The organism is Novosphingobium sp. BL-52-GroH, from assembly GCF_044813085.1.
Taxonomy (GTDB): domain Bacteria; phylum Pseudomonadota; class Alphaproteobacteria; order Sphingomonadales; family Sphingomonadaceae; genus Novosphingobium.
Map to the genome: position 1 here is coordinate 1609553 of NZ_CP171152.1, position 12002 is coordinate 1621554.

Annotated in this window: 10 protein-coding genes, 1 tRNA gene, 2 pseudogenes and 1 other annotated feature; of the genes and pseudogenes, 6 read left to right on the plus strand and 7 right to left on the minus strand. The window is 62.6% G+C overall.

Features of this window, described 5'->3' with window-relative positions:
• Positions 1 to 11 precede the first annotated feature (11 nt).
• The 3 genes from ACFFDA_RS20310 to ACFFDA_RS20320 all read right to left on the minus strand — a co-directional run bounded on the left by ACFFDA_RS20310 (position 12) and on the right by ACFFDA_RS20320 (position 2807).
• On the minus strand, positions 12 to 1247 hold the full coding sequence (locus ACFFDA_RS20310) for an amidohydrolase family protein (RefSeq protein ID WP_404482571.1): 1236 nt from the start codon (positions 1245 to 1247) through the stop codon (positions 12 to 14).
• A 97-nt stretch (positions 1248 to 1344) separates the two neighbouring features.
• A complete protein-coding gene (locus tag ACFFDA_RS20315) occupies positions 1345 to 2268 on the minus strand; it encodes a LysR family transcriptional regulator (protein ID WP_404482573.1) in 924 nt (307 codons plus the stop codon).
• Between the two features lie 203 nt (positions 2269 to 2471).
• The gene (locus tag ACFFDA_RS20320; protein ID WP_404482806.1) at positions 2472 to 2807 is read right to left on the minus strand and encodes a DUF6538 domain-containing protein; all 336 of its coding nucleotides are present in this window, start codon (positions 2805 to 2807) and stop codon (positions 2472 to 2474) included.
• A 613-nt stretch (positions 2808 to 3420) separates the two neighbouring features.
• Here ACFFDA_RS20320 and ACFFDA_RS20325 point away from each other — a divergent pair.
• Entirely contained in the window at positions 3421 to 4977 is a 1557-nt protein-coding gene (locus ACFFDA_RS20325; protein WP_404482574.1) for a Fic family protein, read from the plus strand.
• A gap of 594 nt (positions 4978 to 5571) precedes the next feature.
• On the opposite strand, the pseudogene ACFFDA_RS20330 reads toward ACFFDA_RS20325, so the two are convergent.
• Positions 5572 to 5829, minus strand: a pseudogene (locus ACFFDA_RS20330) (integrase core domain-containing protein); the annotation flags it as partial.
• 37 nt (positions 5830 to 5866) lie between these two features.
• Between ACFFDA_RS20330 and ACFFDA_RS20335 the strand changes: the two are divergent.
• Positions 5867 to 6688 carry an SDR family oxidoreductase gene (locus ACFFDA_RS20335; protein WP_404482575.1) on the plus strand — a complete coding sequence of 274 codons (822 nt, stop codon included), beginning with the start codon at positions 5867 to 5869 and terminating at the stop codon, positions 6686 to 6688.
• A gap of 29 nt (positions 6689 to 6717) precedes the next feature.
• Here ACFFDA_RS20335 and ACFFDA_RS20340 read toward each other — a convergent pair.
• A pseudogene (locus ACFFDA_RS20340) lies at positions 6718 to 7347 on the minus strand (IS3 family transposase); the annotation flags it as partial.
• Positions 7006 to 7120, minus strand: a sequence feature (AL1L pseudoknot). It overlaps the preceding pseudogene by 115 nt.
• Here ACFFDA_RS20340 and ACFFDA_RS20345 point away from each other — a divergent pair.
• Positions 7333 to 8082, plus strand: coding sequence for a hypothetical protein (locus ACFFDA_RS20345; RefSeq protein ID WP_404482576.1), 750 nt, complete (start codon positions 7333 to 7335; stop codon positions 8080 to 8082). The pseudogene ACFFDA_RS20340 and the gene ACFFDA_RS20345 overlap by 15 nt on opposite strands.
• A 350-nt stretch (positions 8083 to 8432) precedes the next feature.
• Here ACFFDA_RS20345 and ACFFDA_RS20350 read toward each other — a convergent pair whose 3' ends face one another.
• Complete coding sequence (locus ACFFDA_RS20350) at positions 8433 to 9587, minus strand: DUF6538 domain-containing protein (protein WP_404482577.1); 1155 nt, start codon at positions 9585 to 9587, stop codon at positions 8433 to 8435.
• A gap of 179 nt (positions 9588 to 9766) precedes the next feature.
• Positions 9767 to 9853: transfer RNA gene (locus ACFFDA_RS20355), tRNA-Leu, on the minus strand.
• 250 nt (positions 9854 to 10103) lie between these two features.
• Between ACFFDA_RS20355 and ACFFDA_RS20360 the strand changes: the two genes are divergently transcribed.
• The 3 genes from ACFFDA_RS20360 to ACFFDA_RS20370 all read left to right on the plus strand — a co-directional run bounded on the left by ACFFDA_RS20360 (position 10104) and on the right by ACFFDA_RS20370 (position 11845).
• Positions 10104 to 11078 (plus strand): complex I NDUFA9 subunit family protein, encoded by a 975-nt coding sequence (locus ACFFDA_RS20360; protein WP_404482579.1) that lies wholly within the window; start codon positions 10104 to 10106, stop codon positions 11076 to 11078.
• 157 nt (positions 11079 to 11235) lie between these two features.
• On the plus strand, positions 11236 to 11499 hold the full coding sequence (locus ACFFDA_RS20365; protein ID WP_404482581.1) for a DUF2171 domain-containing protein: 264 nt from the start codon (positions 11236 to 11238) through the stop codon (positions 11497 to 11499).
• Positions 11500 to 11617: 118 nt separating this feature from the next.
• Positions 11618 to 11845, plus strand: a complete 228-nt coding sequence (locus tag ACFFDA_RS20370) for a DUF2171 domain-containing protein (protein ID WP_404482809.1) — start codon at positions 11618 to 11620, stop codon at positions 11843 to 11845.
• The last annotated feature ends 157 nt before the right edge of the window (positions 11846 to 12002 follow it).

Below are 12002 nucleotides of genomic sequence, written 5' to 3' on the forward strand. Positions count from 1 at the left end.
CGTGATTCGGTTCAGCCGGTGGCTTCGGCAGGGGCGGGCGCTTTGTGCAGCGCGCCGCCCTTCATGATCATCTTGAGGCGATCCTTGTCTTGCAGGATCGCCACATCCTGGGTCGGATCGCCGTCGACCAGCAACAGGTCGGCCAGGAAGCCTTCCTTCACCTGGCCGACATCGAGGCCCATCAACTCGCCACCGTACTGGGTCGCCGCACGCAGCGCCTCCGCCGGCGTATAGCCGAAATGCTCGACGAAATGCTGCAGGTCCCGGGCATTGCGCCCATGCGGGTTGAACGGGAAACCATAGTCGCCGCCCACCAGCACGCGCACGCCGCGCGCCTTGAGCTGAGGGATGAGCCTGGCCTCAAGCTCCATGCGCACTGCCGCGCTCGCCTTCATGTGCGTCATGTCGACGTGCGGGGGCGGGTTCGCCTCCAGAGCGGCAACCGAAACGCCGGGCCCCGGCGCGTAGAAGAACCTGTCCTTGTCCGCCGCCATGCGCTCGACGGTGGCCTCGTCGGCGAACGAGCAGTGGTAGAGGACGCGGGCGCCGGCATCGAGCGCGAGGCCGATCGCCTCGGGCGAATAGGTATGGCAGGCGATCCACAGACCCGCCTCGCGCGTGGCCTCGCCGGCCGCCATCATCTCCTCGCGAGTATAGAGCACGTCCATCGCGCTGTTCGGCTTGAGCGCATCTTCGCCCGAGACCACCAGCTTGATCGACTTGACACCCTCGCTCGCGCAGTAAGCGACGAACTGGCGCATCGCCTCGGGTCCGCGGCCGTTGAACACGTCGCCGGTATCGACGCCGTCCTCACCTTCGGGACTGCGTTCCAGGGTGGAGGGAACCAGGCGCGCACCCGGCGTCTCGCCGGCCTCGATCGCGGCGGCAAGCTCCGGCTCGATCATGTCGCCCAGCGCGCCCGCGGAATAGAGGCTGGTGAAGCCGTGGTCGAGCAGCACCCGCGCATTGCGCCAGGCCGCGGCCTTGAGCTCGTCGTGCGGCAGGATGAACTGGTGGTAAACTTTCTCCAGCGAGGACGCCCAGGTCAGGTGCGTGTGCGCATCGACCATGCCGGGCATCAGCGTCATGCCGCACCCGTCGATCACCAGATCGGCGACTTCGTCGGCGAGAGCATCGCATCCCATCACCACGCGGACGATGCGCTCACCATCGACCAGCACGGCGCCGGCCTGGGGCATCGTTCCGGTGCCGTCGAAAATCGAAACCTGACGGATCAGGGTCCGCATCACTATCTCTCCCGCATCGTCGTTGGCTTGACGCCCTCTTAGCGGGTTGCAGTCCCTCAAGTAAAATAATGTTATTTCGGTTTGCCATAACCGATAGCTATGGAATGAACTCCAGGGTCGAGAGCAGGCTGCGCGAGAGAGGCGAAAGCGGGCGCTCGGCCAGGCGCAGCACACCGACGCTGCGCTCGAACACCGCTTCCTTGATCGCGATCGCCCGGATCGAGTTGTCGGTGACGCCGTCTAGGGCCACCGTCCGCGGCAGCACGGTTACGCGTTCCGTCTTGCGCACGATCGCGCGCGTGGTCAGCAGGGAGTCGCAGCGAATCGCCGTGCGCGGCACCGAGACACCGGCGGCGATGAACAGCGCGTCCACCTGCCGCCGGAACGCGCCGCGAGCCTCGGGCAACACCCAGAGGAAGTCCTCGACGTCGCGCAGGGACACCTCCTCGTCCAGCTCCGCATGGTGCGGTCCGACGATCAACGCGAAGGGATCGCGGGCGCAAGTTACCTCCTCCATGTCCGCCGGCACGCTCTCGATCCGGGTCGTCACGAAGGCCAGCTCGATCTCGCCCCGCCGCAGCATGTCGAGCAGCTGTTCGTCCGGTCGTTCGACCACACTCAAGGCGAAGTGGCCCACCGCGTCCTCCAGGCGCATGATCGCGCCGGGCAGCAACGTCAGCAGTGCGCCTGGCGTACCCCCGATCCGAAGCGGCCCGACGATGTCGTGCCTTGCATATTCGACCTCGGCAGCAGCGTCCGTCAGCAGGGTCGCCAGCGCGTCCGCCCGCCGCTGCAGGACTTCGCCCTCGTGCGTCAGGGAGATACCGCCGCGCCCGCGCTCGAACAGCACCACCCCGAGCTTGCGCTCCAGCCGTGCGATCGTATTCGAAACCGAGGGCTGCGAGAGATTGAGCGCGCGCGCCGCCGCACTGATCGACCCTGCCTCGCAGATAGCCTTGAACGTCAGCAGGGCCCGGGGGTCGATGGCGGACTGGCGAACGGGAAATATCGTATCGGTCACATGGGCCTCCAGGTCCCCAAGGCCTATGCAGCCTTGCCCCGGCCTTTTGAAGCATGGAGTGGTGAGCCATTCCGGTTGATGCGATCGCAGCAGTGGGTAGCCCCTAGATTTCTGGCCGCCTTCTATCCTGATTTTGAGGACAGGAGACGACGATGAGAAGCCCAATTTCAGCGATGAGTTCAAGCATGATGCGGTGACCCAGATCACCGAACGTGGGTATCCGGTAGCGGAGGTTCCGCCAGCGTCAGGTCATTGGATGGAGCAGTGGCAGAGTGTTCCCCCGATACCGGCAATTTCTCTACGATGGGCTGAGCTACGGTCGGGAATTGCAAGGCCGCGGCATCCGTAGTCGCGCCCATTCCCGCTCGAACACGGTCAAACTCAGCCTCGATCCCAGCCATAACGGCGGGCATTCTCCGCAACGCCGTCTGGAGGCTATCCGTCTTAAGTGAGCGCCACAGTTCCACCCGGCCGAGAGGCTGCTGAAGATCGCATGGCACATGACGGCGGACATAGAGTTGCCCGCCACGAAGGCGCATCCCCTTAGGCAGCAAACCGGGATTGAAACCGTAACAGCCGCGCGGACCATTTCCCGCAGATTTCCGGGACTTTGGCGGCTGACTATCGGTACCAAACCGTAGCAGTTTATGGTAGCAGAACGAGTTTGGGGGACCATCTTTCGATGATCCCCCAACGTTCTCAATCACTTGAGAAGTGATGGTGCCAGAAGAGCTTTCTGAGGCGCCGCCTAAGCGGTTGATTTCGCAATCAAATCATCGACTTGCGAACTCGCCGAAGGCATTAATAGCACGATCTGGATTCGTGGAAAAGGCTGGACGTGAATGGACAGGGCGGTTCGAGTCCTTCCGCGCATCGGGCTGGCTGGGGTTTGTCCGAAATATGACTACAAATTTCGGACAGGGAGGCGGGTAGCAGTCCCTATATCAGCGACTTCTCGAGCGCGCTGAGAGGCTCGGCAATATGGAGCAGCAAACGTTGTTGGACGAATGATACGGAGGACACGATTCCGATTATCCAACACAATAACCTAATTTTCGCTCGACATAATAACCTAAGAATGAAATATCACAAAAACCTAATAGTCGCGCGGCACGAAAACCTAATGGTTGCGCATCATCGAGGGTGAATGCCATGGCCACTCCCCAGCAAAAGCTCGCGGACGCGCTCGAAACGCTCCGTACGCTTCAGGACCGCAACCTCGTCGCCATCCGCAGCGACAATCTCCGTCGGCCCCAGCGCGAGCTGCTCATGAAACACGGCTTCCTGCAGGAAGTCATGAAGGGCTGGTATATCCCCGCACGGCCTGATGCGGGTACGGGCGAAAGCACGTCCTGGTACACCTCCTATTGGGGCTTCTGCAGCGCCTATCTGAACGAACGCTTCGGTGAAGACTGGTCCCTCTCCCCTGAGCTCTCGATCGCGCTGCAAACGGGGAATCGCACGGTTCCAAAGCAGCTTCTCGTGCGCACGCCGAAAGGCGGCAACAAGCCGACGGCACTGCCCCTAGGCACTTCCTTGTTCGACGTCCGTGCGGCGATCCCGACGCCGGAGGATGCCGTGGCACAGGACGGGTTGCGCCTCTTCTCGATTCCCACTGCCCTCATTGCGAGTGCACCCGGTCTCTACGAAAACAATGCGATCGACGCCCGGGCAGCCTTGGCAACCGTGCGGGACGCGTCCGAATTGCTGGGACGATTGCTCCAAGGAGGCCACAGCGCGATTGCCGGCCGTCTGGCCGGCGCCTTCCGCAACATCGGGCGCGAACGCATTGCCGACGATATTTTGAAGGCGATGCGGTCGGCAGGCTATACCGTGCGCGAGCAGGATCCGTTCGCGACAAAGCTCGAGACTCTCCTGCCAGCGCGTGAGCGCTCTCCCTATGCGGGCCGGATCCGCCTGATGTGGCAGGAGATGCGCGGAGCAGTCCTTGAGCGATTCCCGCCGCCGCCGGGCCGCGCCGCCGATATCGGCGCCTATCTCAAGCGCGTCCAAGACAGCTACGTCACTGACGCATATCACTCGCTATCGATCGAGGGCTATCGCGTCAGCCCGGAACTGATCGAGCGCGTCCGCAGCGGCACGTGGAATCCGGAAGCGGACCAGCAGGACCGCGAATATAAGGATGGGTTAGCCGCACGTGGCTACTGGCTCGCCTATCAAGCGGTTCTCAAGAGCCTGAATCGCGTCCTTGCCGGCGAGAACCCCGGCCTCGTCGCCGACGAGGAGCACGGCGACTGGTATCGCGAGATGTTCACGCCGAGTGTTACCGCAGGACTGATCAGCGCAAGCGATCTCGCCGGATACCGCAACGGTCAGGTCTATCTGCGCGGCTCGATGCATGTACCGCTCAACTGCGAAGCTGTCCGCGATGCGATGCCGGTGTTCTTCGAATTGCTAAGTGAGGAAACCGAGCCTGCGGTCCGCGTTGTCCTCGGCCACTTCATCTTCGTCTACATTCATCCCTATATGGATGGGAATGGAAGAACCGGGCGCTTCCTGATGAACGTGATGCTCGCGGCTAGCGGCTATCCGTGGACGGTCGTGCCCGTCGAGCAGCGCGCCGATTATATGGCTGCGCTTGAGGAGGCGAGCGGCCGGCAGGACATTCGCCCGTTCACTGAGTTCCTGGCGCAGTTGCTGGACCGCGAACTGAAGGGGGAAACAGTCGCCCAGCTTCCGAAAGCGTGATTGCCGAGGTCGGTCATAGCGCTTCGAAATATGCACTCGCATTATACCACCGGTATATTACGAGCATGAATTTCAATGCTTCGAAACAGATCGGTCCCCACCGAGACGGCCACCGTTGTCGCATCGGTGTAGATCGGACGTGATGGTGAATTTCGATCTCAGTCAGACGCTGGCATGGGAAAACTGCTCCCAGCAAACTTTATTGGTTTGGGCGACCGGCAATGCGCGGGGTGCAAGCGCTGCACTGGCTGCAGGACGTCCTGCCGCAAGATAGCGAACGCATCCGCACTCAGCTGCGCATCGTCTAATGCTGGTCGAGCAGGGAAGCTCTTATGACTCGCATCGCCATTGCGACCTATCGCGCCCTTAGGCGAAGCCGCTAACGCGATGAATCACCACTTGCGACGCTTGAAGTTCCAGAGGTGGCCATAAACTTCACATAGGCGCTCAGCTTTTTCGTTTGAAAAGCCGCGAGCGATCAACATGGCTCGAAGCTCGAACCTTGGCAGTTCCTGCCGGCCTTCGCGTACCAGTGAGGTGGTCCCGCCTTCTTGGACAGTTTGGCGGCTGAGTTAAGCTAATCCCGATTATCGTTCATGCCGCCTGTTTGATCATCAGATCATGGGGGGCATGCCCCCCATGATCTGATTGTCCGATCCGCCGATAGGCCTCGAGTGGGGTTCTCCCGGCCAGGCTCGAGTGCGGACGCTGGGTGTTGTAATAGGTGATCCACCGGCCCAGGCCAGCCCGCAGTTCGGAGCCCGTCTCAAAGGCGTGGAGATAGACGCACTCGTACTTCAAGGATCGCCAGAGGCGTTCGATGAAGACGTTGTCCATCCACCGGCCTCGGCCATGGCTGGCATCGACGCCCCCGAGAAGGAGTAAGGAAATGAGCGAAGTCGTCGTCGTTGTCGGATCGGGCTCGATCGGTCAGGCCATCGCCCGGCGGGTCAGCGCGGGTAAGATCGTGCTGCTGGCCGATCTCCGCCTCGAAAATGCCGAAGCTGCCGCAAAAGTGCTGAGAGATGCGGGCTACGACGCCCGCACCGCCAGCGTCGACATATCGTCGCCCGAGTCGGTCGCAGCGCTGGTCGCAACCGCCACCGCCCTCGGCGATGTGGCTGGCCTGATCCAAGCGGCAGGCGTGTCACCGTCGCAGGCGCCTATCGAGGCTGTCCTGAAGGTCGATCTCTACGGCACGGCCCTGCTGCTCGAAGAGTTTGGCAAGGTTATCGCCAGGGGCGGCGCCGGCGTCGTCATTTCGTCGCAGTCGGGACATCGGATGGGTCCGCTGACGGTCGAGCAGAACCGGCAACTCGCCACCACGCCTGTCGATGAATTACTCGACCTAGCGTTCCTGAAGCCCGGCGAGGTCCACGACACTCTCCACGCCTACCAGCTATCCAAGCGCGGAAACGGCTTGCGCGTGCAGGCGGAGGCGGTGCGCTGGGGCCGCCGCGGCGCACGCATCAACGCGATCAGCCCAGGCATCGTGATTACGCCGCTCGCCAATGACGAGTTGCAAGGCCCGCGCGGCGATGGCTACCGCAAGATGATCGAAAGCTCGATTGCCGGCCGTGCGGCGACGCCAGATGAAATTGCTAATGTCGCGGCCCTGCTCATGGGTGCCGACGGCGCATACATCACGGGCAGCGATTTCCTCGTTGATGGAGGGACCACAGCCGTTCACTGGTTTGGCCAGCCCGGTTGAAGGCCGGCTAGCGCTGGTGGCACGACCTTCTTGTCGAGCGGACACGGCGCCTTGGGATTGCTGACGGTTGTGATCGTCCTCTTTCCGCGACGAACGCCTGACAGGCCCATGACACGCATCAGCCGTTCCACCGTGCATTTGGCAACGGCCACGCCCTCGCGCCGCAATTGGTGCCAGACCTTGCGGGAGCCATAGACGCCATAGTTGGCTTCGTGGACGCGCTTGATCTGCCCACACATCTCCTCGTCGCTGCGGGCACATGCCTTGCGCCTTGCCGGGATCGGCAAGGCGCAAGGCATGTTCATGATAGGAGGACGGGGCGATCGCCAGTTCACGACAGATCGGCTCGATACCCAGATCCTCGCGATGGGCGTCGATGAACGCCATCATCATCTCTCGCGGCGGTCGAGCTCCGCCATGGCAAAATATGCTGAGGCCTTGCGCAGGATCTCATTGGCCCGGCGTAACTCTTTGACCTCGCGCTCCAGCAGCTTGAGCCGGGCCTTGTCGGCGGCGGCCTGCGCCGCTGGCGCCGTTCGTCGGCTCGCCTCCTCACGGCACCAGCGGAGCAGCGTCTCGGCCGTACAGCCGATCTTCGCGGCGATCGAGGTGATGGCCTCCCACTCCGAGCCGTAATCGGCGCGATGCTCGCCAACCATGCGCACCGCGCGATCACGCACCTAAGGCGAAAATTTGTTCCGGGTCTTGCTCATCACGAAAGCTCCTTCTCACAAATAGGAGCCTCCGGAAAATCCGGGACGCTTCACGTTACCGCATTCATCCTTGCCGGGAACGCTCATGGTCGAACGGTAAAGCTCACCGGGACAGAGGTGGACAGGCGGTTTTCCATCTTCATCACCCAGCCCTCGCACACATTGAAACGTCACGTGGCGAAGCAAGAGGGGCTGGACCCGTCGGACGCCAATTTCGACAAGGCGATCAATCGGACGATGGATCAGCTTCTCGATGCATTCGACGACCGCAAGCAGGTCGCTCGTTGGCTGGGCGCGATGATCCAACGCCATGGTGCTATCACCACTATCGAGCCATTTCACAAGGAAGGCTATCACCTTGCAATGGAGGTTCAAGAGAGCCCGGTCACAGGGTTCCTCAATATCGCCTTCGGCCCTGCCTTCGAGGCCGCATCGCTGGGCGACCTTTACGATGCTTATTGCACATATGCCCGCGACTGGGGTCGTGAGCGCGACATCCTGACCCGTAAGGCATTCTCGACGGCGGCGAAGCGTTTTGGTCAGAAGCGTTTTCCCAATCTTGTGATGCGCAAGGCTGGGGCGAAGGATCGGATGACGGGCTCGCAGTCGAACTGGTTCTTCGCTGATCCGGGCAAGACGGTGCAGGATTGCTCCATGTCGGACATCGAGGCTCGCCTCTGAAGCTCCTCATGCGCTCCTTATAGGCACCTTTCCGGCACCTCATCTCGTCCCCTGCGCTGCGCGAGCCGCCTGCGGGCGGGCGAGATAGGGTGCCGAGCGGGGGACTTGGGGTGCCGATAAGGTGCCGGAGAAACGACCGGTTTCTGCGGCCTTCAAGCCTATTGGTACCTCATCACCTCATATATTGAAAAAAAGGCCAGACCTCGGATCCAGAGCCGGTTTCGGCCTCCTCTGTCCCCCAACGGTTTCCGGGATCGCGATGAGGTGCCGCCGGGCAGCACCATGACAGTCAGAGCTTGGTAGTGCGCAGGATGCTGAGGCTGCGGCAGCCGAGTTGGGCCTTCACGCGGCTAGGCCCCACACGATCGTAAGAACTGCGTGAACCACTTAGAAAATGCGACTGCCCGCTTGCCCCGTGGGCCGGGGTCAATGTCTGGAAAAAGTTTCACCTGCTTTGCTTTTCGTTGGACCTGCACAAAGGCTAGCATGCCACATTCCACGAGAGCCGGATGCAGAGGAACGAGCCTCTCACTCGCGGCGGTCTTCAAAGCCTTATCGTCACTTCCGTCCAGTGAATTCTCGCATACGACAAAGCACCAAATGCCATCAATCAGGCGGATATCCGCCACGTCCAACTGACAAATCTCATTGAGCCGCATCCCTGAATGCAACGCGATGAGAGGCACCCAGAAGCGTGCATTTCGAGGCCGTTCAGAACCCGGCTTCGCGTAGCCCCGCTCACCGTCAACGCACCCGCTATAAAGCGGTGCGTCAAAAATCTTGCGAAGCTGATCTGGGCTGAACGGGTTGCGCTTGTCCTTCTTCGCTACGTCGTCATGGAGCCGCAAGCCGCGCATGGGGTTCCGGGGCAAAAGTTCCTCATTCACCGCCCAGTTCAGAAAGCTCGATAGATTGGCGAGGTTCACGTTGGCGTTCGCTGCGCTGATCACATCAACATCGCCACGCTCTCGTGCCCGCTGCGAGGCCTCGCGGGCCGTCAGCTTGGGGAATCGCTTGTTCGCGTTTCGAGGCAGATGGCGCAACACGTCGAGAAAGTCCCGGCAGTGAGTTCGGCCAAACGAGCCCATCGGAACGTCTCCACCGATTACGGAGATCGCCAGCTTCCGGCAGGTTTCATAGCTCTGGCGGGTGCTGGCAGACCAGCGATGGGTGGGGTCATCGACATATTGCTGATAGGCTTCCGCCAGCGTCAGGTCATTGGATGGAGCAGTGGCAGAGCGTTCCACCGAAACCGGCACTTTTTCTATGATGGGCTGAGCTACGGTCGGGAATCGCAAGGCCGCGTCATCCGTAGTCGCGCCGATTCTTGCTCGAATACGATCAAACTCAGCCTCAATCCCGGCCATGATGGCGGGCATTCTACGCAGCGCCGTCTGGAGGCTGTCCGTCTTCAGCGAACGCCACAGTTCTACCCGGTTGAGGGGCTCTTGAAGATCGCATGGCACGTGACGGCGGACATAGAATCGCCCGCTACGAAGGCGCATACCTTTTGGCAGCAAACCGGGACTGAAACCGTAACAGCCGCGCGAACCATTTCCGGCAGATTTCGGGGACTTTCGCTGCGGACTATCGGCACCAAACCGTAACAGCTTATCGTAGCAAAACGAACTTGGGGGACCATCTTGCGATGATCCCCCAACGTTCTCAATCACTTGAGAAGTGATGGTGCCCAGAAGAGGACTCGAACCTCCACGCCCTTGCGAGCGCCAGCACCTGAAGCTGGTGCGTCTACCAATTCCGCCATCTGGGCACGGTAGCAGGGGAGCGAAGCGCCGTCCCTGCTGGGTAGGAGGGCGCCTCTACGCAGCGGCTGCGGCGTTGTCAACACCATCGCGTGCAACAATTTTCACATCGGCCGATTGCTCCCTTGCGGCACGCCTTCGGCGGCCTCGGCAAACTGCCCGGTTGCCCCTTCGCCGGCCTTGTGGCAGGGGCCATCTTCATGTGCTGCAGCGCGGGATAGTCGCTCCGCGCGGCGACGGTAAGGACCGAATCTGACCATGAGCCCCAGCCCCGTTATCGACACCACCAATTCCCTCTACGGCAAGATCGTCACCGTGCTCGGCGGCGGCGGTTTCGTGGGGCGCCACTTGGCGCAGGAACTGCTCGCGCGCGGCGCCCGGCTGCGGATCGCCAGCCGGCATCCCAAGAAGGCCTACGCGATCAAGGCGCTGGGCAACCTCGGCCAGGTGCAGTTCGCAGGGGTCGACGTGACCAAGGGCGATTCGCTCGCCGCCGTGCTGGCCGGATCGGATGCGGTGGTGAACCTCGTGGGCGCCTTCGACGGCAATCTCGACGCGGTACAGGGTAAGGGCGCGGGCACGATCGCCGCGGCAGCCCTGGCCGCTGGCGCGGGCGCTTTCGTGCATGTTTCCGCAATCGGCGCGGATGCGGGCTCGGACGTCGACTACGCGCGCACCAAGGCCGAGGGCGAGGACGCCGTGCGCGCCGCCTTCCCGGGTGCGACGATCGTGCGCCCGTCGCTGATCTTCGGACCCGACGACAGGTTCGTCATGATGTTCGCCGAGTTGATCTCGCGCCTGCCTGCCCTGCCCGTCTTTGCGCCTCAGGCAAAGCTGCAGCCGGTCTTCGTCGACGACGTGGCCGAAGCGATCGCCAACGCCCTTGCCGCACCTGAGGCGCACGGCGGCCGCACTTACGAGCTTGCCGGTCCCGAAATCATCACCATGCTGGAGTTCAACCAGCGCATCGCCACCGCGCAGGCCCGTTCGCGCAGCTTCGCGGAACTGCCGGACGCCGTCTCCGCCCTGATCGCCAGCGCCACCGGCTGGCTGCCGGGCGCACCGATCAGCTCGGACCAATTCAAGCTGCTCAAGGCCGGCAGCGTCGCCAGCGGCACCGTGCCCGGCATCGCCGACCTCGGTGTCGCCGCGCGACCGCTCGGCCTGTTCCTCGACCGCTGGATGACGCGGTTCCGCAAGCATGGCCGCTTCGGCGCCAAGCACGCGGCCTAGTGGCAGACGGCTGAGTCCGCTCCTGCGCCAGAGGGCGCGGGGGACATCGCACAAGCCGTCCAAACGTGGTCCCCGCTTTCGCGGAACCGCGCGGACAGGCGGCGCATTTCTCCATGCGAGGGTGGCACCCCGCTGCCCGCGAGCAATGGAGCATCCCATGACCGGCCCTGCCACAGATCCCGAAACCTCCTGGGCGACCGCCTCGGGCACGATCCGCAAGGGCATGACCGTGCTGGGTCCCGACGGCGCGGTGCTCGGCACGGTGGAAGGCCTCGACGGCGAGGAACTGCTGCTGGCCGGGCACGGGCCTGGCGAGCCTGCCAGCTTCGTCGCCGTGACACAGATCGACGGCGTCAACGGTGATACGGTGCTGCTCTCCGAGCGCGGCGATGCCACGTTCGGTCTCGGCGCCCAGCCCTGAAGGGGTTCATCCGACGAGCGTTGCCCACCAAGCGTTTCTGGGCCGGGACGAACGCCGGAACGAAGTACCCTTGCCGCATGTTTCCCTGTCATACCCCCCAAGACATTGGAGAAACATGATGTTCGAGAAGCTTCGCATCCGTGAGCACATGGAAGTCGCCACCAGCACCGGCCAGCACGTCGGCACCGTCGACGACGTCAAGGACGACCAGATCAAGCTGACCCGCACCGACAGTTCGGATGGCGCGCACCACTACATCGCGATCGAGAATGTCGACAAGATCGACGACAACCGCGTCTATCTGAAGGAAGGCACTCCGATCCCGATGGGCGTCGGCGCCAACTAAGCCACCGAATAACACCAGGGCGGCGGCCTCCCCCTACGGGTCGCCAGCCTTGGGACGACCCCGGCCTCCCTTATGGGATGGTCGGGGTTTTTCGTGATTCGAGCCGGCGCGTCCCGGCCTGTGTTTTGCATCGTCGCTCCCCCAAGGAACGCGGGCG